We start from the raw sequence: 20,809 nt of genomic DNA, 5'->3' as shown, positions 1-20,809 counted from the left end.
GGGGAGACATGGCTGCATCGCCAGGCAAGGTACTGATCACCGGGGGCGCGTCCGGGCTGGGCGCGGCGACCGTCAAGGCGGTCGCGGACGCCGGCGGGACCCCGCTGGTGCTCGACCGCAAGCCCCCGGTCGCCGGGGTGCCCTACGTGCCGGTCGACCTCACCGACACCGCGGAGACCGAGCGGGCCGTCGCGGAGCTGGCCGAGCAGGCCGGCGGGCTGGACGCGGTGTTCACCGCCGCGGGCATCGACTTCCCGGGCAAGCTGACCGACGTGTCCACAGAGGACTGGGAGCGCGTCGTCAAGGTCAACCTGTTCGGCACCGCCGCCGTGGTGCGCGCCGCGCTGCCGTACCTGGAGCGCTCGCGCGGCAAGGTCGTCACCGTGGCGTCCACCCTGGGCATCAAGGCGGTCAGCGACGCCACCGCCTACTGCGCGTCGAAGTGGGGCGTCGTCGGCTTCACTCGCGCGCTGGCCGCGGAGACCGCCGGCCGCATCGGCGTCACCATGCTGGTGCCCGGCGGCATGCACACCGCGTTCTTCGACTCCCGCGACGAGCAGTACAAGCCGCCCGCGGACGCGAAGCTGAACAATCCGGAGAACGTGGCGCAGACCGTGCTGTTCGCGCTGTCCCAGCCGGCCGGCTGCGAGGTGCGCGAACTGGTCGTGGCGCACTCCGAGGAGGGCTCCTGGCCGTGACCGGCGACGTCCTGGTGCTGCGGGCGCTCGGGGTGGGCGACCTCCTGGTCGCCGTCCCGGCGCTGCGCGGCCTGCGGGCCGCGTTCCCGGACGCGCGGATCACCCTCGCCGCGCCCGCGGCGCTGGACGAGCTGGCCGCGCTCACCGGCGCGGTCGACCGGGTGCTACCCACGACCGGCCTCGGCGCGCTGCGCTGGACCGGCGCGCCGCCCGCCCTGGCGGTCAACCTGCACGGCAGCGGCCCGGAGAGCGTGACGGACCTGCTGGCCGCGCGGCCGGACCGGCTGCTGGCCCACCGGCACCCGGACTTCCCGGATCTGGACGGCCCGGACTGGCGGGAGGACCAGCACGAGGTGCTGCGCTGGTGCCGGATGCTCGCGTTCCACGGCATCGCGGCCGACCGGCACGACCTCGGACTTGCCCGGCCCGGGGTGCCGAGCCCGGCGGCGGACGCGGTCGTCGTGCACCCCGGCGCGGCGTTCGGGTCACGGCGCTGGCCGCCCCGGCGCTTCGCCGAGGTGGCACGCGAGTTCTCCCGCGCTGGTCACCGCGTCGTGGTGACCGGTAGCGCCGCGGAACGGGACCTCGCGGGAGACCTCGCGGCCGCCGCCGGCCTCGGCGGGGACGCGGTGCTGGCCGGGCGCACCGGTCTGACCGAGCTGGCCGCCCTCGTGGCCGGGGCGCGGCTGGTGATCAGCGGCGACACCGGGGTCGGCCACCTGGCCACCGCCTACGGCACCCCGTCGGTGCTGCTGTTCGGCCCGACCCCGCCGTGGCGGTGGGGGCCGCCGCCGGGCACCGAGGACCGGCACGTCGTTCTGTGGGCGGGGGAGGAGGGCGACCCGTTCGCCGACACCCCGGCCGCCGGGCTGCTGCGCATCACCGTCGACGAGGTCGTCGCCGCGGGCCGGAAGGTGCTCCGGCCGGTGGCGGAGGTGTGACGTGGCGGCCGTCGGGGTCGCCGGGGCCGGCTACGTCGGCCTGACGACCGCAGCCTGCCTCGCCGGGCTCGGCCACGACGTGACGTGCGCCGAGGTCGATCAGTCCAAAGTGGATCAGCTGTCCCGCGGCGAGGTTGCGCTGGGCGAGCCGGACCTGGCCCCGCTCGTGCGGGACGGGCTGGCCGCCGGGCGGCTGCGGTTCACCCCGGACCCCGGCGCGCTGGACGGCCGGGAGTTCGTGTTCGCCTGCGTGCCCACCCCGGCGGGCCCGGACGGCGCGGCCGACCTCGGCGCGGTCGAGGCCGTGCTCGCGGCGCTCCACCCCGGCCCGCACACCGTGCTGGTGGTCAAGTCGACCGTCCCGGTGGGCACCTGCGCCCGCATCGCGGAGACCGCCGGGATCCCGGTGGTGAGCAACCCGGAGTTCCTGCGCGAGGGCCACGCGGTGCACGACTTCCGCCACCCGGACCGGATCCTGCTCGGCGGCGAGGAACCCGCGGTGGCGCGGGTCGCCGCCCTCTACGCGGACCTGGGCGCGCCGGTGGTGCGCACCGACCACGCCAGCGCCGAACTGGGCAAGTACGCGAGCAACGCGTTCCTGGCCCTGAAGCTGTCGTACGTGAACCTGCTGGCCCGGCTGTGCGAGCGCACCGGGGCCGACATCGACGCCGTCACTCGCACGATGAGCCTGGACGAGCGGATCGGGCCGCACTTCCTGCACCCCGGCCCCGGCTGGGGCGGGTCGTGCCTGCCCAAGGACACCAGCGCGCTGGTGGCGACCGGCGCCGCGGCCGGGGTGGACCTGACGATCCTGCGGTCCGCGATCGAGGCTAACGACCGGCAGCACGACCACGTGGTCGCGCGGATCCGCCAGGCGGCCGGCGGGCGGCTGGACGGGGTGCGGATCGGATTGTTCGGGCTGACGTTCAAGGCCGGCACGCACGACCTGCGGGACTCGCCCGCGCTGGCCGTGGCCGCCCGGCTCGCCGCGGCGGGCGCCGTGCTGACCGGCTACGACCCGGGCGTGACCGGCGGCGACCAGGCCGGGCCCGTCCAGCGCGTGGACGACCCGGTGCTGGCCGCCAAAGGCGCCCGGGTGCTGGTGGTGCTGACCGAGTGGCCGGAGTTCGGCGGGCTCGACTGGAGCCAGCTGGCGGCCGTCGCCGAGGGCGACGTCGTGGTGGACACCCGGGGGGTGCTCGATCCCGCGGCGCTGCGGGGGAGCGGGCTGCGCTGCCTGCGGCTCGGGCACCCGGCCGGGGAGTGACGGTCAGTGCGCGACGGGTGCGCCCTGCGTGAGGTGGCGGGCGGCCACGGTGACGCTGGGGAAGAGCGGCAGCTGCTCGTGCAGGCCGGTGACCTGCAGCGGGCGGACGACCACCCGGTGGCTGCCGGCCAGTGCCCACCGCACGGAGCGCCGGGCGGCGGCCTCGTCGGCGTCGACCAGGGCCTGCAGGCCGGCCGAGCCGAGGAAGGCGATCGATTCGAGGTCGATGATGAACGTGCGGCCGTCGTCCACGCAGCGGGTCAGGAAGTCGCGCAGCGCGGGCGCCGCGGCGAGGTCGAGTTCACCGGTGAGGCGGGCCAGCCGGATGCCGTCGGCGCGGTCGGTGAGGTCTATGCGGAGTTCGTGAGCTTCGTACACGGGAGTCTCCCCGGGTTGTGGTGAGCACAGCGGGGAAAGCCACACACGCGTCCAAGTGTTCGAAGAGTCGAAATTCGAAAGCCCAAGGGCCGGGTGTGTCGTTCCCCGGCACGGCTGGTCACTCAACCGCTCCCCACCGACGGTACGGACCAGCAAGCCGCGTTGGCAACCCGGGTCATCCGGTTAGCGATGTTTCGCCGCGGGTATCCGGTGCTGGTCGGCACGACGGCGAGCCGTCCCCGGCCGCCGCCTGGGTCGTCGTGGTGGGTGCAACCGGCGGTGCGGGACAGCGGTGGTCCCGCACCGCCGGGTCCGCCGCTCACCGCACGGTCGCCCACACCGTCTTGCCGCCGGCGGGCTCCCGGTCGCACCCCCACTGCTCGGAGGTCTGCGCGACCAGCAGCAGCCCCAGTCCGGGCGGGTGACCGCTTTCCCGGATGACCGCCTCGTTCGGGTCGTCGTCGGTGACACTGACCGTCAGCTGGTCCCCCTTCAGGTGGTCTCGGTGCAGCTTCAGGCCGAGCCGGGGCGCCGCGCGGGTGTGCCGCAGCGTGTTCTCCACCAGCTCCGTGACGATCACGATCGCGTCCGGCGCCAGGCCGGGCACCCGCCACTTCGCACACACCTCGGTGGTGAAGCGGCGTGCCCGCCGCGCCGCGTCCAGTGTCCTGGGCAGCCTCAGCTCGGTACTGCGGCGCATCGCGCTCCCAACCCTTGCGGACGGGACGGGACATACCCCGAGGCCGGGGCGCGAAACCCCCGTCGTTTGCCCCGGCCGGGCACGGGTACCCGGCCGGGCATGGACGAGCAGTCGTTGCTGCGCACGCTGACCAAGGTGGTCACCACGCTGACGGCTCGGGAGATCCCGTTCACGGTGTCCGGCGGCTGCGCGGTCTACGCCAGGGGCGGGCCACCGTCCGACCACGACGTCGACGTCTTCCTCAAGGAGGAGGACGTGCCCGCCGCGCGCGCGGCCCTGGTCGCGGAGGGCATGCGGCCGGAGGACCCGCCGGAGGACTGGCTCAGCAAGGTCTGGGACGGCGACGTGCTGGTCGACCTGATCTTCCGGCCCAACTACCGCGCCGTCACCGACGAGACGCTGAGCCGCTCCGACGTGATGCGGGTCGGCCCGACCATGGCGCCGGTCCTGAACGGCACCGACATCATGATCGACAAGCTGCTCGTCCTCGACGCGCACCGCTGCGATTTCGCCCCGCTCCTGCACATCGCGCGCGACCTGCGGGAACAGGTGGACTGGGAGCGGGTGGCGAAGGAGACCGGCGAGTCTCCCTACGCGAAGGCGTTCCTGACGTTGCTGGACTCGCTGGACGTCGTCGAGCTCGAAGGAACCGCGTGATGACAACCGAGCACGAGACACCCCAATACCGCGCGGCCCACCTGCGCCGCGCGCTGGCCGAGGACCCCCGGACGGCCGAGATGGGCGTCCGGGTCAACGTCCGCGGCGACGACGTGCACCTGTCCGGGGAGGTGACCTGCGACGAGCGGCGCGCCGAGCTGGAGAACGTGCTGCACGAGGTCGCGCCCGGCCTGCGGGTGCACAACGACGTGCGGGTGGCCGACACCCGTGAACCGGCCCGGAGGGAGGACCTGCGGTGATCCGCGTGGCGGCGGTCGGGGACGTCCACCTCGGCGAGGACGCGCGGGGCCTGCTGCGCCCCGCCCTGGAACACCTCGGCGACCTGGCCGACGTGCTGCTGCTGGCGGGCGACCTGACCCGGCACGGCGCGCTGGAGGAGGCCGAGGTGGTCGCCGACGAGTTCAGCGGCCTGGACCGGCCGGTCGTGGCCGTGCTGGGCAACCACGACTACCACAGCGACCGGCAGGACGACATCACCAAGCTGCTCGAAGACAACGGCATCCAGGTGCTGGAGGGCGCCTCGACCCGGCTGGAGGTCGACGGGCAGACCCTCGGCGTCGCCGGGGTGAAGGGCTTCGGCGGCGGGTTCGCGGGCAAGTGCGCCAGCGCGTTCGGCGAGCGGGAGATGAAGGCGTTCGTCGAACACAGCATCGAACGGGCGGACGCGCTGCGCCGCGCGATGCTGGAGCTCGACGACGTCGACTACCGGGTCGCGCTCACCCACTACTCGCCCATCCCGGAGACCCTGCGCGGCGAGCCGCCGGAGATCTACCCGTTTCTCGGCGCCTACCAGCTCGGCGAGGTCATCGACGAATGCGGCGCCGACCTGGCCCTGCACGGCCACGCGCACTTCGGCTGCGAACAGGGCGTGACCCCGGGCGGGGTGCGGGTGCGCAACGTGGCCCAGCCGGTCATCCGCAGCGCCTACGCCACCTACGGGTTAGGGGCTTGATTCACCGGTGTGATCGGGAGCACCCTGGGTTCGTCCACTCGGCACCCGGGGAGGGCGCATGACGGAGCTGAAGGCACGTCCCATCGTCCTGGGCAACCGGTACGAGCTGCCGGCCAGGCACCGCAGGGGCAACCTGCTGGTGAAGATGGCGAAGACGACCGATCACAAGCTGATCGGCCTGATGTACCTCTACACGTCGCTGGGCTTCTTCGTCATCGGCGGCGCGCTGGCGCTGCTAATGCGCGGCGAGCTGGCGCGGCCCGGGATGCAGTTCCTGTCGCCGGAGCAGTACAACCAGCTGTTCACCATGCACGGCGCCATCATGCTGCTGCTCTACGCGACGCCGAACGTGTTCGCCTTCGCCAACCTGATCCTGCCGCTGCAGATCGGCTCGCCCGACGTGGCGTTCCCGCGGCTGAACGCGTTCTCCTACTGGCTGTTCCTGTTCGGCGGCTCGATCGTGCTGTCCTCGTTCCTCACCCCGGGCGGCGCGGCGGACTTCGGCTGGACCGCCTACACCCCGTTGTCCGACGCGGCGAACTCGCCCGGGATCGGCGGGAACCTGTGGATCACCGGCCTGATCGTCTCCGGTCTGGGCACCATCCTCGGCGCGGTCAACATGCTGACCACGATCGTGTGCCTGCGCTGCCCCGGCATGACCATGTGGCGGATGCCGATCTTCACCTGGAACATCCTGTTCACCAGCGTGCTGGTGCTCGCGGTGTTCCCGATCCTGACCGCGGCGCTGTTCGGGCTGCTGGCCGACCGGCTGATCGGGGCGCACGTGTTCGACCCGGCCGTCGGCGGGCCCATCCTGTGGCAGCACCTGTTCTGGTTCTTCGGCCATCCCGAGGTCTACATCATCGCCCTGCCCTACTTCGGGATCATCACCGAGATCATCCCGGTGTTCAGCCGCAAACCGCTGTTCGGCTACCGGCTGATGGTGTTCGCGACGATGGGCATCACCGCGCTGTCGTTCGCGGTGTGGGCGCACCACATGTTCGCCACCGGCGCGGTGCTGCTGCCGTTCTTCTCGTTCATGACGTTCCTCATCGCGGTGCCGACCGGGATCAAGTTCTTCAACTGGATCGGCACGATGTGGAAGGGGCACCTCACGTTCGAGACGCCGATGCTGTGGTCGGTGGGGTTCCTGGTGACGTTCCTGCTGGGCGGGCTGACCGGCATCATCCTGGCGTCGCCGCCGCTGGACTTCCACATCACCGACAGCTACTTCGTGGTGGCGCACTTCCACTACGTGCTGTTCGGCACGATCGTGTTCGCCACCTTCGCCGGGGTGTACTTCTGGTTCCCGAAGATGACCGGGCGGATGCTCGACGAGAGACTCGGCAAGCTGCACTTCTGGGCCACGTTCGTCGGGTTCCACACGACGTTCCTGGTGCAGCACTGGCTGGGTGACGAGGGCATGCCGCGCCGCTACGCCGACTACCTGGACAGCGACGGGTTCACCGTGCTGAACACGATCTCCACGATCGGCGCGTTCATCCTGGGCGCCTCGATGCTGCCGTTCGTCTACAACGTGGTGCGCAGCTACCGGTTCGGGGATCCGGTCGAAGTGGACGATCCCTGGGGCTACGGCAACTCGCTGGAGTGGGCCACCACCTGCCCGCCGCCGCGGCACAACTTCCTGGAGCTGCCCCGGATCCGGTCCGAGCGGCCCGCGTTCGAGCTGCACTACCCGCACCTGGTGGAGCGGCTGCACGACGAAGGGCACATCACCCTCACCGGGAAGACCATCCCGCACTCCGAGGCGCCGAAGACGCCGTCGGAGAAGGCCACCGAGGAGCTCAGCGAGGGCAGCTCGCCCACCGCGCACGATTAGTGCTCTCCGCCCGGGGGTAGCCGGACTACGAGCTACCCCAAGGGAGGCGAGGCATGACTGAGAGCACGGGCCGCGGGTCGACCGCGGTCGACGACCGCTCGATCGGGCAGCTCGTCCAGGACATGTCGCAGCAGATCCAGCGGCTGGTCCGGGACGAGATGCGGCTGGCCGCCGAGGAGCTGCGGCGGAAGGGCAAGCGCGCCGGCACCGGCGCGGGCCTGGCCGGCGCGGCCGGGATGCTCGCGCTGTTCGGAGCGGCGACGCTGGTCGCCGCCGCGGTGCTGGCGCTGGCCCTGGTGATGCCGGGGTGGGCCGCCGCGCTGATCGTCGGCGGCGCGCTGCTGCTGATCGGCGGGGTGGCCGGGCTGGCGGGCAAGAAGCAGCTGTCGGCGGCGGTGCCGCCGGTGCCGCAGGAGGCGGCGTCCGGGGTGCCCAAGGACGTGGCGGCCCTGCGGAAGGGGGTGCGCCGATGACGACGAAGAAGGACACCTTCCCGCACGACGCCGAACAGGCGCGGCTCGACCTGGAACTCACCCGCCAGGAGCTCGGCGAGACCGCCGAGGCCCTGGCGGGGAAGGTGCGGGAGACCGCGCACACGACACAGCGGATCGCGCTCGGCGCCGGCGCCGGGATCGGGATCCTGGCGCTGGTCTTCGTGATCGTGCGAAGGCTGACCGCCCGGAGGTGACAGATGGCAACGCAGTCGCATGTGGACGAAACACTGTGGGACGAGTTCCACCGCGTGGTGAACATGACCTCGCGGGAGCTCGGGGACTGGCTGCGGGTCCGCTCGGCGGGGACGGACAGCGAGGAGCTGCCGGACCAGTCGGGCACGAAAACCGGCCAGCACGTCCTGGAGATCCTCGGCAAGCGCCGGACGGACCTCACCGAGGACGACGAGCGCGTCATGCGCAAGGTGGTGGACAAGGTGCACGCCGAACGGCGGGACGACCTGGAGCCGACGGCGGGCCAGGAGAACTGGCGCCACCGGTTGATGACGATCGGGCACGACCCGCTGAAAGGGGCCGGCTGATGGAACGCGGCAGTGAGAAGCACAGCCCGCGCGAGGACGACGCGCTGAAGGCCGAACTGCGCGGCACGTTGCAGGGCAACCGGTCCAGCCGCGCCGAGGAGTGGCGCGACCCGGAGCCACCCGCCGACGACGACCCGGACGTCCCCCTGGCCGGTGAACGGCCCGAGGGGCAGTAGGGGAAGCGAACGGCCCGTGGTGTTGTCCCGGAGGGGGCACCACGGGCCGTTGCGCGCTTGCCGCCCGGCGTCAGGCGATCCGGAGGTGGATGGCCCGCGGGGCGGTAGGGGGAGCGGGCGGTCCGTGGTGGTGTCCGGGAGGGGACGCCGCGGGCCGTTGCGCGTTCGCGCCCTCCTCAGGCGTAGAGCTTCTTCGCGTACTCCTGGCCGTAGTAGCGCTCCAGCTCCGCCAGTGACGCGTCCCGCCGCTCGAGCGTCTTGGCGATCACCGCGCGCGGGGCCATCTCCTCCGGCGCCCAGGTGTCCGCCTCCCACAGCCGCGACCGCAGGAACGCCTTCGAGCAGTGGTGGAACACCTCGTCGATCTCCACCAGGATCGCCAGCCGCGGCCGGTGCCCCTTGACGACCATCTCGTCGAAGAACGGCGCGTCCCTCACCAGCCGCGCCCGTCCGTTGATCCGCAGCGTGTCGCCGCGGCCGGGGATGAAGTACAGCAGCCCGACGTGCGGATTGGCGAGGATGTTGCGGAACCCGTCGGCGCGCCGGTTGCCCGGCCGCTCCGGCACGGCGATCGTGCGGTCGTCGAGCACCACCGTGAACCCGGCCGGGTCGCCCTTGGGCGAGACGTCGCAGCGGCCGGCCGCGTCGGACGTGGCGATCAGGCAGAACGGCGACAGCGCGAGCCACTGCCGGTCCAGCTCGTGCAGCGCCGCCCGCTGCTTGTGCACCGCCTGCGGCAGCGGCTGCCCGATCAGCTCCCGCAGCTCGTCCTCGCCCGACACTTCGGTCACCCCAGTGAGATCCATGCCCGCAGGTTATCGGTCATGCGGGGAACCGCTCGAGCGCCACCTCCAGCAGCGTCTCCACGATCCGGCTCTCCGGCACCGTCGTGACCACCTCGCCCTTGACGAAGATCTGCCCCTTCCCGTTGCCCGACGACACCCCGATGTCGGCTTCCCGCGCCTCACCGGGCCCGTTCACCACGCACCCCATCACCGCGACGCGCAGCGGCACCGGGAACCCGTCGAACGCGGCGGTGACCCGCTCGGCGAGCTGGTAGACGTCCACCTGTGCGCGGCCGCACGACGGGCACGACACGATTTCCAGCCGCCGCGGCCGCAGCCCCAGCGACTCCAGGATCTGCGTGCCGACCTTGACCTCTTCGACGGGCGGCGCGGACAGGGACACGCGGATCGTGTCGCCGATGCCCTCGTGCAGCAGCACCCCGAACGCCACCGCGGACTTGACCGTGCCCTGGAACGCCGGCCCGGCCTCGGTGACGCCGAGGTGCAGCGGGTAGTCGCAGCGCGCCGCGAGCTGCCGGTAGGCCTCGATCACCACCAGCGGGTCGTGGTGCTTGACGGAGATCTTCAGGTCGGTGAACCCGTGCTCCTCGAACAGCGAGCACTCCCACAGCGCGGACTCCACCAGCGCCTCGGGCGTGGCCTTGCCGTGCTTGCCGAGCAGCCGCGGGTCCAGGGATCCGGCGTTGACGCCGATGCGGATCGGCGTGCCGTGGTCCTTCGCCGCACCGGCGATCTCGGCGACCTTGTCGTCGAACTTGCGGATGTTGCCCGGGTTCACGCGCACCGCCGCGCAGCCGGCCTCGATCGCGGCGAAGACGTACTTCGGCTGGAAGTGGATGTCCGCCACCACCGGGATGGCCGACTTCGCCGCGATCCGGGGCAGCGCCTCGGCGTCGTCGGAGCTGGGCACCGCGACCCGGACGATCTGGCAGCCGGCCGCGGTCAGCTCGGCGATCTGCCGGAGGGTGGCGTCGACGTCCGCGGTGACGGTCGTGGTCATCGACTGCACCGACACCGGCGCCCCGCCGCCGACGGGGACGTCGCCGACCAGCACCTGCCGGGACTTCCGGCGCGGCGCGGGCACCCGCGGCACGCCCAGCGCCACCGCGGTCACGACTTCCTCCGCACGGCCGTCGGCAGCGTGAAGTGGATGGTCTCGCGGGTGGTCTCCCGTTCGCCGACGGTGAGCGGGCCGAGGCCGCCGAGCGCGGTGACGACCGAGTCGACCAGCCTGGGCGGCGCCGACGCGCCGGCGGTGAGCCCGATCCGCTCCACCCCGGACAGCCACTCGGGCCGCACGTCCCGCGCGTCGTCGATCAGGTGGGCGGGCGTGCCCGCCCGCTCGGCCAGCTCGACGAGGCGCAGCGAGTTCGACGAGTTCCGCGACCCCACCACCAGGACCAGGTCGGTGTCCCTGGCGACCGAGCGCAGTGCGTCCTGCCGGTTGGTGGTGGCGTAGCAGATGTCGTCGGAGGCGGGGCCGCGCAACGCGGGGAAGCGCCGGCGCAGCTCGGTGAGCACCTCGGCGGTCTCGTCGACGCTGAGGGTGGTCTGGGTCAGGTAGGTGACCCGGTCCGGGTCCGGCACCCGCACCCGGCGGGCCTCCTCGACCGACTGCACCAGGACGGTCCGGTCGGGCGCCTCGCCGAGGGTGCCCTCGACCTCCTCGTGCCCGGCGTGGCCGATCAGCAGGACGGTGTCGCCCTGCCCGGCGAAGCGGCGCGCCTCGGCGTGGACCTTGGTGACCAGCGGGCAGGTGGCGTCGACGACCTTGAGGCGTCGGCGGTCCGCCTCGGCGCGCACGGCGGGGGAGACGCCGTGCGCGGAGAACACGACGGTCGCTCCTCGCGGCACGGCGTCCAGTTCGTCGACGAACACCGCGCCCCGCGCGCGGAGGTCGTCGACGACGTGGCGGTTGTGGACGATCTCCTTGCGGACGTAGATCGGCCCGCCGCGCTGGGCGAGGAGGCGCTCGACGATCTCGATGGCCCGTTCGACGCCCGCGCAGAACGACCGGGGCGCGGCGAGCAGCACCGAGCGGGGCCGCCCGGCGACGGCGAGCACCGCGGCCATCGCGGCGCTCACGGCGGCCGCGAGCGCGGAGGAGGCCTGCCCGGTGGCCGCGACGCCCAGCCCGGCCGGCCCGCGGGCCGCGGGGAGCACGGCGCGCAGGGCGACCGCGGCGGCGTGGTCGGTGTCGACGTAGAGGGGCCCGCGGGCGGTCGCGATCCCGCGGCGCCGCAGCTCGCCTTCGAGCAACCCGGCGCCGGGACAGCGGACCGACGGACGGTCCGCCCAGAGCAACTCATCGGCGACGAGAACCTCCCCGGGAGCCGGCCGGCCAGGATGATGCGCGGCGAGAATGCTCTGCGCTGCGGTGAACGACATGGTCTCTCCCGTTCCAGGTGGGGTTGGTCTTCTCGGGCGGTGTGGGCGCCGGGACGGCACCTCGGGGTGGCGCCGGAGGGCCGCGCCGCGGGTGACCCCGCAGCGACCCTCCGGGCACCCCTCGGGTGGCACCCCGAGGGGTGCGGGATGCCCGCACCGAGGGCAGGCCTCAGGTGTGACCCCGCTTTGCGGGGTGGCTTCTGGCGGCGTGGCCAGGCTTCGCGGATGGCGGCCCGGCAGGGGGAGCACCCGGCCTGCCCGATACGGCGGCCTGGCGGCCCTTCCGCCGCGGAGTCAGCCCCACAGGGGCGGCTGCTCCCGGGCCGGGTTCGCCCCGGGCGCGGCCCGTCGGCGGCCACCGCTCCCGGCCACCACCCGCTCCGCGGGTGCCCGAGGCGGCCGCAGGCGGGCTGCCTACCCCGGCCACCGCCTCCGGCTGCGCGGCCCTGCCACCACCCGCTCCGCGGGTGCTTGGACGCGGCCCGCTGACGGGCCGCCGAGCCCCGCCGTCGCTCGCGGCGGCCGCTTCCGACATCCGCTCCCGGCCACACCCGCTCCGCGGGGTCGCCGCTACCCGGTCCGCGGGTGGTCGGCCCAGGGCACCGCCTCCGGCTATCTGTCCCGGTCCGCGAGCAGCGCCGCCAGCGCCTCGAGGTCCGCGGCGCCCCTCGGGTCCGGCACGGCGGCTCTCAGGTGCGCCCTGGCGCGTTCCAGCAGCGCCGCCGCCTCGGTGCGGGTCCACTCCCGGCCGCCGGCCTGGTCGACCAGTCGCGCGGCCCGCACCAGGTCCGACCCGGCCAGCTCACCCGGCGCCGCGTACAGCGACGCCAGCTCCCGGCCCGCGGCCGTCCCCGAGGTCAGCGCCGCCACCACCGGCAGCGACTTCTTGCGGTTGCGCAGGTCCGAGAACACCGGCTTCCCGGTCGCCGCCGGGTCGCCCCAGATCCCGAGCAGGTCGTCGACCATCTGGAACGCCAGCCCGGCCGCCTCCCCGAACCGCCGCAGGTGCGCGACCTGCTCGGACGACCCGCCGCCGAGCAACCCGCCCAGCGCGCACGCGCACCCCAGCAGCGCCCCGGTCTTGCCCTCCGCCATCAGCCGGCACTCGTCCAGCCCGACGTCGGCACGCTGCTCGAACGCCAGGTCCGCGCCCTGGCCCTCGATCAGGTCCTGCACCGCCGCGCCGAGCACCCGCAACGCCTCCCGCGCCGCCGGGTGCCCGCTCGCCGCCAGCACGTCCGACGCCGCCACCAGCAGGCTGTCCCCGGCCAGGATCGCCGGCCCCGCGCCGAACAGCTTCCACACCGTCGGCCGGTGCCGCCGCGTCTCGTCGCCGTCCATGACGTCGTCGTGCAGCAGCGAGAAGTTGTGCACCAGCTCGACGGCGACCGCGCCGGGCAGCGCCGGCCCCCACTCGCCGACCGCCCGCGCCGCCGCCAGCACCAGCGCCGGCCGCACCGCCTTGCCGCCGCCCCCGCTCGCCGGCGCGCCCGTCTCGTCCGCCCACCCGAAGTGGTAGGAGACCAGCGGCCGCATCGATTCCGGCAGCCGCGCCACCGCCGCTCGCAACGCCGGGTCCACGCACCCGCGGCTCCACGCCAGGAGTTCCCGCGCCGTCCGGGTCCCCGCCACCGTCTCCGTCACCGTCCGACCTCCACGTGTTCGAGCACGCCCAGCGCGTCCGGGACCAGCACCGCGACCGAGAAGTACGCCGTGACGAGGTAGGACACGATGGCGCGCGAGTCGATCCCCATGAACCGCACGTTCACGCCCGGCTCGACCTCGTCCGGCAGCCCGGTCTGGCGCAGCCCGATCACGCCCTGGCTGTCCAAACCGGTCCGCATCGCCAGGATCGACGTCGTCCCGGTCCGCGACACCGGGATCTTGTCGCTCGGGAAGATCGGCACCCCCCGCCACGTGGACACGACGTGACCGTCCACTTCGGTGCTCTCCGTGGCGATCCCGCGCGCCGAGCACTGCCGCCCGAACGCCGCGATCGCCTTGGGGTGCGCCAGGAACAGCTTGGTCTTGCGGCGGCGGCACAGCAGCTCGTCCAGGTCGTCCGGGGTGGGCGGACCGGTGCGGGTGTGCAGGCGCTGACTGAGGTCGGCGTTGTGGAGCAGGCCGAACTCGGCGTTGTTGAGCAGTTCGGACTCCTGCCGCTCGCGCAGCGCCTCCAGCGTCACCCGCAGCTGCTGCTGCGTCTGGTCCATCGGCTGGTTGTAGAGGTCGGCCACGCGGGTGTGCACCCGCAGGATCGTCTGCGCCACCCCGAGTTCGTACTCGCGGGGGCTGAGGTCGTAGTCGACGAACGTGGCCGGCAACGCGGGCTCCCCGGCGTGCCCGGACGCCAGCTCGATGTTCGCCTCGCCGTGCTTGTTCTGCGCCAGCTGCGAACTGTGCCGCAGTCCGTCCACATGGGACCGAAGCTCCGGCGAGGTGTCCAGCAAAGCCAGCACTTCCCGCTGCGGCAGGGCGAGCACCGTCACCGGCGTCTCCGCCCGGACGCTGTAGGCCCACGGCTCCGGCGACTCCGCGAGCACCTGCTGCCCGAGGTAGTCGCCGTCGGCGAGCACCCCGAGCGTGACCGGGTCGCCGTAGTCGCCGCGGCCGACCTTGCTCACCTTGCCGTGCGCGACGAGCAGCGCCTCGCCGGTCGGCGCGCCGGCGGTGACGATCGTCTCCCCGGCCCGGTACTCGCGCTGCTCGAACCGGTCGGCCAGCGCGGTCAGGACGAGCTGGTCGCCGAAGCCGCGGAACAACGGCAGTTCGGCGAGGCTGGCCGGCACCACCCGGACCCGGCCCGCCTCGACGGTGAACGCCACCCGGCCCTGCCCGGCGACGCAGGTGAGGCGCCGGTTGACCCGGTAGGTGCCGGCCTCGGTCTCCTCCCAGGGCAGCAGGCTCAGCAGCCACCGGCTGGTGACCGCCTGGTTCTGCGGCACGGACTTGGTGGTGCTGGCCAGTTTGCGGGCCGCCGCCGTGCCCAGGCTCAGCCGGGTTTCGGTGTGCTGGAAGGTCTGCAGGGTTACGGTCAACGGACCCAACCACCCCTCGTTCGCTCGTGGGTTCCGCGGGTCAGCTCGCGCGGCCGATCTCCACCTTCTCCAGCACGGCCAGCGCGTCCGGCACCAGCACGGCCGCCGAGAAGTACGCCGACACCAGGTAGGAGATGATCGCCTTCTCGTTGATGCCCATGAACCGCACCGACAGGCCGGGCTCGACCTCGTCCGGCAGACCGGTCTGGTGCAGGCCGATCACGCCCTGGTTCTGCTCGCCGACGCGCATCAGCAGGATCGAGCTGGTGCGGGTCTCCGACACCGGGATCTTGTTCGACGGCAGGATCGGCACGCCGCGCCAGGACGGCACGTGGTGCCCGTTGAACTCCACGCCCGCCGGGTAGATCCCGCGCGTGTTGCACTCGCGCCCGAACGCCGCGATCGTCTTCGGGTGGGCCAGGAAGAACGCCGGCTCCTTCCACACCGCGCCGAGCAGCTCGTCCATGTCGTCCGGCGTCGGCGGGCCGGTGCGGGTGTGCAGGCGCTGCCTGACGTCGGCGTTGTGGAGCAGGCCGAAGTCCTTGTTGTTCAGCAGCTCGGACTCCTGCCGCTCGCGCAGCGCCTCGATGGTCAGCCGCAGCTGCTGCTCGGTCTGGTTCATCGGCTGGTTGTAGAGGTCGGCGACGCGGCTGTGCACGCGCAGGACGGTCTGGGCGACGCTCAGCTCGTACTCGCGCGGGGACATCTCGTAGTCGACGAACGTGCCGGGCAGCTCCGGTTCGCCTTCGTGCCCGGAGGACAGCTCGATGCTGGCCTCGCCGTATTCGTTGCCACTGGACAGTTTCCGGGCGCGGAACAGTTCGATCTGCTCGCGCAGCGCCTCGGACTGCTCGACCAGCTCGTCGAAGCCGCGTTGTTCGAGCACCAGCACCGTGCAGGAGGTGACGGCCTTGACCGTGTACTCCCAGATGCTCGAGTCGTCCAGCAGCGAGTCGTCGCCGAAGTGGTCGCCGTTGGCCAGCACCCCGAGGTTGGTGAAGTCCCCGTACTCGCCGGGGCCGACCTTGCTGACCTTGCCGTGCGCGATGAGGAAGGCCTGGTCGGAGGCGCTGCCGAACTCGACGATCACGTCGCCGGGCTCGTACTCGCGCTGCTCGAACCGGCTCGCGAGCGCGGCGAGCACCTCCTGGTCGTCGAAGCCGCGCAGGATCGGCAGCTCACCGAGCTCGGCGGGGATGACCTCGATGTTCCCCGCGGTCGTCACGAACGTCACGCGCCCGTCGCCGACCGCGTAGGACAGCCGCCGGTTGACCCGGTAGGCGCCGCCGGAGGCCTCCACCCAGGGCAGCAGGCGCAGCAGCCATCGCGACGTGATGGCCTGCATCTGCGGGACGGACTTCGTCGTGGTCGCCAGGTTCCGCGCGGCGCGGGTGCTCAGGCTCTGCTGCTGGCTGCCGCTGTCCAGTGCGGGCACGGCGGGATCGGTCACGGTCACGGCAAATACCACCCATCGTCGAAAATCAGATCCGCGAATTGGAAATTGGTGATCCGGCGAACTGGCGCCTTGTTTTCTCGGCCGGCGGAAGCGACGTTAGCACCGGCGTCGCGGACCCGTACAGTCACTCGTCCGTGGCGCGGCGTGATGGCGATTTCCGGAAAAGCACACGTTCGGCGGTTCCGGCAGACTCACGGTAGACCGGAATGGACGGTGATCACCCGGGCCGCCCAACCGGGCCGGTCCCGGTGGTGTGACCCGCTCGGCAGTGTGCGCCCGGCATTTCCGGTTCGTTGCTCCGAACGGGCTGAAACTTCCCGGAGTCTGGGAACGCCGTGGTCCGGGCGGGGCAACAGTGACGTCCTACCCTTGGCTGTCAACGGAAAAACCGCGCCGAGTCCGAGGTGGAGTGACGTCCGGTGACCGGAACTCGCCCGGTCGGCCCAGCCGCGCGTCCGGCCGCGCGTTGGCCCCCGGACAACAGGGCCGGGAAATTCGCGGAATACGCGCCTGCTGCTCCGAACAAGTGACGGCGAATAATCCGTTCTATTCCGTCGGACTGAAAGAGCGAATCGAACTTGCCGCCGTGATCCGCACGCGCCTAGCGTGGACCGAAGTCCTTTTCCCGTTCGGGAGGCACAGCCGATGAATGTCTACGTGGCCGGTTCGCTGTGGGTGGTGGGCGCCGTCGGGCTGGGCGCGCTCATCGCCTACCTGGTCCGCCGCTACGGCCTGGACGAGGGCAGACCGGACAACAACGACGCGGCCGGCCAGGCGTTCACCATCGTCGGCGGCCTGCACGCGGCGGTGATCGCGTTCGTGCTGATCTCGCTGTTCGACGCGGCGAGCACCGTGCGGGACTCTTCCTACGAGGAGGCGCAGAGCCTGGTCGCCGCCTCGTGGGCGGCCGACGCGTTGCCCGAGCCGGCGCGCACGGAGATCCGCGAGCTGGCCGCGGGCTACGCGGACACGGTGGTGAACCGGGAATGGCCGCGCATGCGGGACGGCGGTGTGCTGCCCGAGGAGGGCTGGGACCAGCTCGACCGGATGCGCGCGGTGGTCGACACCGCCGACGTCCCCGGCGACGACGACTGGCTGACCAGCCGCAAGACCGAGGTCGCCGACTCGCTGCTGGACGTGTTCAAGGAGCGGCAGGCCCGGCTCAACGCGGTGCGGGACAACAACGTCGGCATGGTGGTGTGGTTCGTGCTGATCGGCGGCAGCGTGATCTTCGTGCTGCTGCCCAACCTGTTCGGCGGCACGAAGTCACTGACCCACATCGTGATCGTGTCCACCCTCGCCGCGGCGACGACCCTGCTGCTCTTCGCGATCTTCCAGATGCAGAACCCGTTCGCGGGCGGGTCGAAGGTGGGCCCGGACGCGTTCAGCCAGGCGATCGAGCGGCTGCGGTGAGGGTACGGCGGCCGGCCCGGGTGCTGGCGGCCGCGGCCGTCCTGGCGGCCTCGCTGCTGCCGGTCACGCCCGCGGCCGGGGCGGCGCCCGCCACCGCCTGCACGGTCCTCCGCGTCGTCAACACGGCACCGGGCGGACCGTCCACCGTGGAGCTGGTGCGGATGCCCTCCGGGGCGGTGGAGAACCGGACCGCGCTCGGCGTGCAGGTCAACGCCCTCGGCTACGCCCGCGCCCAGGACCGGGTGTACGGCCTGACCCGCGACGGCACGGCGGTGGCCGTCGGCCGGGACGGCGAGCTGACCCGGCTCGGCCCGGTGCGGACGACCGACCGCCGCGGGCTTGACCGGGCCACCGCGGGCGCGGTGTTCGGCAACCGCTGGTACGTGCTGCGGGACGACGACCTGTACGTGATCGACATCGACCCGGGCGGCGACGGGTACCTCTCGGCGGTGCGCGGGGTCGACCTGTGGCCGGCGCCGTTCACCTCCGGCATCGACGACTTCGACTTCGCCGGGGGCAAGCTCTACGGGGTGACGAGCACGTTCCCGTTCAGCGGGCGGGTCGTGCGGATCGACCCGGTGTCGGGGTGGACCCACCCGGTGTCCGGGCCGGTGCTGCCGCCTGCCACCGCGTACGGCTCGGTTGTGCTGGCGGGGGAGACCCTGTACGTGACGGCGAACCGCAGCGCCGGCCGCAGCCGCACGTTCCGGGTCGCGCGGGACGGCTCCGGGCCGGTGAGCGAGGTGTCCTCCGGGGCGCCGCTGTCCGGTTCGGACAGTGCCGGGTGCCTGCGGGCCCCCGCGCCACCGCCGCCCCCACCTCCACCGCCCCCACCTCCAGCGCCTCCAGTGCCACCGCCTCCTCCGCCGCCCGCACCTCCACCGCCTCCGCCGCCCCCGGCGGTGGCTCCGGTCGTGCCCGCGCCGCCGCCTCCTCCGGCGCCGAGCCCGCCGCCGCGGCCGGTCGCGACGCCGCGCCCGGCGCCGCCACCGTCCACCACGAAGCGCCGTCCGGTGACCACGAAGAAACCGGTCGAGCAGGTGTCCACACAGGAGCGGACCGAGGAGAAGCGCGGGTGGTCCTTCACCGTGCTGGTGCTCGTCCTCGGCGCGAGCATCGCCGTGCGGCGGCTGAGCCGGTGAGTCAGAGCAGGCGGCGCTGCACGACGTCCGCGACGACGGTCTCCACGACCCGGCCGACCTCGCCGGCCGCGGGGCGGTTCGCGCGGTCGGCGAAGAGCAGGTGGCCGGCGCCGATCAGGGCGAGCGCGAGCGAGTCCACGTCGGCGTCGGCGGCGATGCGGCCCTGGGCGCGTTCCTCGGTCAGGTAACCGGCGAGCATGGCCGCCGCGTCGGCGAGGACCGGGATGCCGCGCCCGAGCCGGGCCCGCAGCTCGTCGCGGAAGACCACCAGACCGACGATGCCGACGGCGACCGGGTCGAACAGCTCGGTCAGGGCCGCGGTGAGGTTGCCCGTGACGGTGCCGGTGCCCGCCGACGCGCGCAGCATCGCGCTCTGGTCGCCGATGCGCCGGACGCGGTCCTGGACGAGCTCGGCGAGGAAGGCGTCGAAGTCGGCGAAGTGCCGGTGCAGCACGCCCTTGGCGACGCCCGCTTCGGCGGTGACGGCGCGGCTGGTCAGCGCGGCCGCGCCGTCGCGGAGCAGAACGCGCTCGGCGGCGTCGAACAACTGCTGGCGCGCGTCGCGGATGTGCACCCCGGTTGGCATGCGGCCATTGTCCTCCTTGCCCTTGTGGGCGCTTGCCCACTAAGGTGGGCGCATGCCCACTTCACATCAGGCCAGGGAGATGGCCGAATCGTTCGGGATCGACGCCGGCCGCTACGACCGCGCCCGGCCGCCCTACCCGGACGCGCTGATCGAGCGCGTCGTCGCGGCGAGCCCAGGGCCGGTGATCCTGGACGTCGGCTGCGGCACCGGCATCGAGGCCCGGCAGCTCCGGGCGGCGGGCTGCCGCGTGCTCGGGGTCGACCCGGATCCGCGGATGGCGGAGTTCGCGCGCCGCGGCGGAATCGAGGTCGAGGTCGCTACCTTCGAGGACTGGGACCCGGCGGGCCGCGAGTTCGACGCCGTGGTGGCGGGGCAGGCGTGGCACTGGGTGGCGCCGGAGGCGGGCGCGGCGAAGGCGGCGGCGGTGCTGCGGCCGGGCGGGCCGCTGGCGGTGTTCGCGCACGTCTTCGAACCGCCGCCCGCGGTGGCGGAGGCGTTCGCCGAGGTGTTCCGGCGGGTGGTGCCCGACTCGCCGTTCGCCGGGCAACCTGCCGGCGACGCGGTGGCGGCGTACCGCACCGGGTTCGAGCGGTTCGCCGGGACGTTCCGGAGGACCGGGGCGTTCGCCGAACCGGAGCACCTGCGGTTCGACTGGGAACGCACCTACACCCGCGCGGAGTGGCTGGACCTGCTCCCCACGACCGGCGGCCTGACCCGCCTGCCCGCCGCGGCGCAGCGGGAGATCCTGACCGCGGTCGGCGCGGCGATCGACGACCTGGGCGGCGCCTTCACGAAGACGTTCACCACGCTCGCGGTGGTCGCCGTGCGCGCATAGGTCGTCCTGAGCGGCGGAGCCGCCTCGCCACCTGAGCAGCTTGCACCGCCTCAGGTTCCGCTACCCGCACCGCCACGCAGGCCGTCGACGAACACTTTCTTCAGTCCTTCGCGCCGGCGGGGTTGGTGTCGTCGCCGAGGTAGGTGCCGTGGCCCTCGCGGACGAGAGGGCCGTCGAAGTGCAGCACCTCGCTGACGAGCCCGCCCTTCTGGTTGCGGTAGTTGATGACCACGGTGTCCACACCGGAGTACACGCCGACCACCTCGAAGCGCAGGTCCGGGATGCGGCGCAGGCCTTCGCTCCAGTAGGCGCGCAGTGCGTCCTTGCCGCGGATCACCGCGGTTCCGGTGAGCTGCGCCGCGACCGGTGAGGTGAACACCACGTCCTCGGTGAAGTGCGCCAGCAGCGCGTCGAGGTCGTGTGCGTTCCAGGCCTTGACCCAGTTTTCGGCGAATTCGCGGGCGTCCATGCCCCGGAGCCTA

The 20,809-nt window shown here is 72.9% G+C and carries 24 protein-coding genes; 14 read left to right on the top strand and 10 right to left on the bottom strand.

From position 1 onward, the window contains the following. Positions 1 to 8 precede the first annotated feature (8 nt). From L2C96_RS35785 to L2C96_RS35775, 3 genes are read left to right on the top strand one after another with little or no spacing between them, the layout of a single operon-like run. Positions 9 to 698, top strand: a complete 690-nt coding sequence (locus L2C96_RS35785) for an SDR family oxidoreductase (protein WP_020423253.1) — start codon at positions 9 to 11, stop codon at positions 696 to 698. Continuing rightward, complete coding sequence (locus L2C96_RS35780) at positions 695 to 1,639, top strand: glycosyltransferase family 9 protein (RefSeq protein WP_237339333.1); 945 nt, start codon at positions 695 to 697, stop codon at positions 1,637 to 1,639. The genes L2C96_RS35785 and L2C96_RS35780 overlap by 4 nt, the downstream gene beginning before the upstream one ends. Before the next feature lies 1 nt (position 1,640). Continuing rightward, the gene (locus L2C96_RS35775; RefSeq protein WP_237339332.1) at positions 1,641 to 2,906 is read left to right on the top strand and encodes a UDP-glucose dehydrogenase family protein; all 1,266 of its coding nucleotides are present in this window, start codon (positions 1,641 to 1,643) and stop codon (positions 2,904 to 2,906) included. A gap of 3 nt (positions 2,907 to 2,909) precedes the next feature. Here the strand turns inward: L2C96_RS35775 and L2C96_RS35770 are convergent, their stop codons facing one another. Both L2C96_RS35770 and L2C96_RS35765 read right to left on the bottom strand, forming a co-directional pair. Next, positions 2,910 to 3,284 carry an STAS domain-containing protein gene (locus L2C96_RS35770; RefSeq protein ID WP_237339331.1) on the bottom strand — a complete coding sequence of 125 codons (375 nt, stop codon included), beginning with the start codon at positions 3,282 to 3,284 and terminating at the stop codon, positions 2,910 to 2,912. 319 nt (positions 3,285 to 3,603) lie between these two features. Then, positions 3,604 to 3,984 carry an ATP-binding protein gene (locus L2C96_RS35765; protein WP_237339330.1) on the bottom strand — a complete coding sequence of 127 codons (381 nt, stop codon included), beginning with the start codon at positions 3,982 to 3,984 and terminating at the stop codon, positions 3,604 to 3,606. 99 nt (positions 3,985 to 4,083) lie between these two features. Here L2C96_RS35765 and L2C96_RS35760 point away from each other — a divergent pair, with 99 nt between their 5' ends. Genes L2C96_RS35760 through L2C96_RS35725 form a run of 8 tightly spaced genes read left to right on the top strand, consistent with a single transcriptional unit; the run spans position 4,084 to position 8,663 of the window. Beyond that, positions 4,084 to 4,641: a nucleotidyltransferase family protein gene (locus L2C96_RS35760; RefSeq protein WP_020423258.1), complete on the top strand. Its 558-nt coding sequence runs from the start codon at positions 4,084 to 4,086 to the stop codon at positions 4,639 to 4,641. Continuing rightward, entirely contained in the window at positions 4,641 to 4,901 is a 261-nt protein-coding gene (locus L2C96_RS35755; RefSeq protein WP_020423259.1) for a BON domain-containing protein, read from the top strand. The genes L2C96_RS35760 and L2C96_RS35755 overlap by 1 nt, the downstream gene beginning before the upstream one ends. Beyond that, the gene (locus tag L2C96_RS35750; RefSeq protein WP_237339329.1) at positions 4,898 to 5,614 is read left to right on the top strand and encodes a metallophosphoesterase family protein; all 717 of its coding nucleotides are present in this window, start codon (positions 4,898 to 4,900) and stop codon (positions 5,612 to 5,614) included. The genes L2C96_RS35755 and L2C96_RS35750 overlap by 4 nt, the downstream gene beginning before the upstream one ends. 58 nt (positions 5,615 to 5,672) lie before the next feature. Further along, positions 5,673 to 7,454, top strand: a complete 1,782-nt coding sequence (gene ctaD, locus L2C96_RS35745; protein ID WP_020423261.1) for an aa3-type cytochrome oxidase subunit I — start codon at positions 5,673 to 5,675, stop codon at positions 7,452 to 7,454. Positions 7,455 to 7,507: 53 nt separating this feature from the next. Next, positions 7,508 to 7,927 (top strand): phage holin family protein, encoded by a 420-nt coding sequence (locus L2C96_RS35740; RefSeq protein WP_020423262.1) that lies wholly within the window; start codon positions 7,508 to 7,510, stop codon positions 7,925 to 7,927. Further along, positions 7,924 to 8,142, top strand: a complete 219-nt coding sequence (locus L2C96_RS35735) for a DUF3618 domain-containing protein (protein WP_020423263.1) — start codon at positions 7,924 to 7,926, stop codon at positions 8,140 to 8,142. The genes L2C96_RS35740 and L2C96_RS35735 overlap by 4 nt, the downstream gene beginning before the upstream one ends. Before the next feature lie 3 nt (positions 8,143 to 8,145). Beyond that, positions 8,146 to 8,487, top strand: coding sequence for a DUF3140 domain-containing protein (locus L2C96_RS35730; protein WP_237339328.1), 342 nt, complete (start codon positions 8,146 to 8,148; stop codon positions 8,485 to 8,487). Continuing rightward, the gene (locus L2C96_RS35725) at positions 8,487 to 8,663 is read left to right on the top strand and encodes a hypothetical protein (RefSeq protein WP_020423265.1); all 177 of its coding nucleotides are present in this window, start codon (positions 8,487 to 8,489) and stop codon (positions 8,661 to 8,663) included. Before L2C96_RS35730 ends, L2C96_RS35725 begins: the two co-directional genes overlap by 1 nt. 176 nt (positions 8,664 to 8,839) lie before the next feature. Here the strand turns inward: L2C96_RS35725 and L2C96_RS35720 are convergent, their stop codons facing one another. The 6 genes from L2C96_RS35720 to L2C96_RS35695 form a co-directional block, all read right to left on the bottom strand. Continuing rightward, positions 8,840 to 9,469 carry a pyridoxamine 5'-phosphate oxidase family protein gene (locus L2C96_RS35720; RefSeq protein WP_039792108.1) on the bottom strand — a complete coding sequence of 210 codons (630 nt, stop codon included), beginning with the start codon at positions 9,467 to 9,469 and terminating at the stop codon, positions 8,840 to 8,842. Positions 9,470 to 9,485: 16 nt separating this feature from the next. Further along, positions 9,486 to 10,583 carry a flavodoxin-dependent (E)-4-hydroxy-3-methylbut-2-enyl-diphosphate synthase gene (gene ispG, locus L2C96_RS35715; RefSeq protein WP_237339327.1) on the bottom strand — a complete coding sequence of 366 codons (1,098 nt, stop codon included), beginning with the start codon at positions 10,581 to 10,583 and terminating at the stop codon, positions 9,486 to 9,488. Then, entirely contained in the window at positions 10,580 to 11,857 is a 1,278-nt protein-coding gene (locus tag L2C96_RS35710; RefSeq protein ID WP_237339326.1) for a 4-hydroxy-3-methylbut-2-enyl diphosphate reductase, read from the bottom strand. Before L2C96_RS35710 ends, ispG begins: the two co-directional genes overlap by 4 nt. Before the next feature lie 612 nt (positions 11,858 to 12,469). After that, on the bottom strand, positions 12,470 to 13,501 hold the full coding sequence (locus L2C96_RS35705; RefSeq protein ID WP_020423480.1) for a family 2 encapsulin nanocompartment cargo protein polyprenyl transferase: 1,032 nt from the start codon (positions 13,499 to 13,501) through the stop codon (positions 12,470 to 12,472). Beyond that, positions 13,498 to 14,895: a family 2B encapsulin nanocompartment shell protein gene (locus L2C96_RS35700; protein ID WP_372491303.1), complete on the bottom strand. Its 1,398-nt coding sequence runs from the start codon at positions 14,893 to 14,895 to the stop codon at positions 13,498 to 13,500. The genes L2C96_RS35705 and L2C96_RS35700 overlap by 4 nt, the downstream gene beginning before the upstream one ends. A gap of 40 nt (positions 14,896 to 14,935) precedes the next feature. Beyond that, complete coding sequence (locus tag L2C96_RS35695) at positions 14,936 to 16,351, bottom strand: family 2B encapsulin nanocompartment shell protein (RefSeq protein ID WP_372491302.1); 1,416 nt, start codon at positions 16,349 to 16,351, stop codon at positions 14,936 to 14,938. Between the two features lie 645 nt (positions 16,352 to 16,996). Between L2C96_RS35695 and L2C96_RS35690 the strand changes: the two genes are divergently transcribed. Next, the gene (locus L2C96_RS35690; RefSeq protein WP_020423483.1) at positions 16,997 to 17,764 is read left to right on the top strand and encodes a bestrophin-like domain; all 768 of its coding nucleotides are present in this window, start codon (positions 16,997 to 16,999) and stop codon (positions 17,762 to 17,764) included. Continuing rightward, positions 17,761 to 18,906: a DUF6923 family protein gene (locus L2C96_RS35685; RefSeq protein ID WP_237339324.1), complete on the top strand. Its 1,146-nt coding sequence runs from the start codon at positions 17,761 to 17,763 to the stop codon at positions 18,904 to 18,906. The genes L2C96_RS35690 and L2C96_RS35685 overlap by 4 nt, the downstream gene beginning before the upstream one ends. A 1-nt stretch (position 18,907) precedes the next feature. Here L2C96_RS35685 and L2C96_RS35680 read toward each other — a convergent pair whose 3' ends face one another. Then, positions 18,908 to 19,492, bottom strand: a complete 585-nt coding sequence (locus L2C96_RS35680) for a TetR/AcrR family transcriptional regulator (protein ID WP_237339323.1) — start codon at positions 19,490 to 19,492, stop codon at positions 18,908 to 18,910. Between the two features lie 79 nt (positions 19,493 to 19,571). Here L2C96_RS35680 and L2C96_RS35675 point away from each other — a divergent pair, with 79 nt between their 5' ends. Beyond that, positions 19,572 to 20,327 carry a class I SAM-dependent methyltransferase gene (locus L2C96_RS35675; RefSeq protein WP_237339342.1) on the top strand — a complete coding sequence of 252 codons (756 nt, stop codon included), beginning with the start codon at positions 19,572 to 19,574 and terminating at the stop codon, positions 20,325 to 20,327. A 100-nt stretch (positions 20,328 to 20,427) separates the two neighbouring features. Here the strand turns inward: L2C96_RS35675 and L2C96_RS35670 are convergent, their stop codons facing one another. Beyond that, complete coding sequence (locus L2C96_RS35670) at positions 20,428 to 20,796, bottom strand: nuclear transport factor 2 family protein (RefSeq protein ID WP_020423323.1); 369 nt, start codon at positions 20,794 to 20,796, stop codon at positions 20,428 to 20,430. Positions 20,797 to 20,809: the final 13 nt, after the last annotated feature.

Origin of the sequence: Amycolatopsis tucumanensis (assembly GCF_021654135.1) — a bacterium.
GTDB classification, from domain to species: Bacteria; Actinomycetota; Actinomycetes; order Mycobacteriales; family Pseudonocardiaceae; genus Amycolatopsis_E; species Amycolatopsis_E tucumanensis.
Note: the sequence above shows the minus strand (reverse complement) of the source record. Positions and strands in the feature narration are given on the sequence as shown.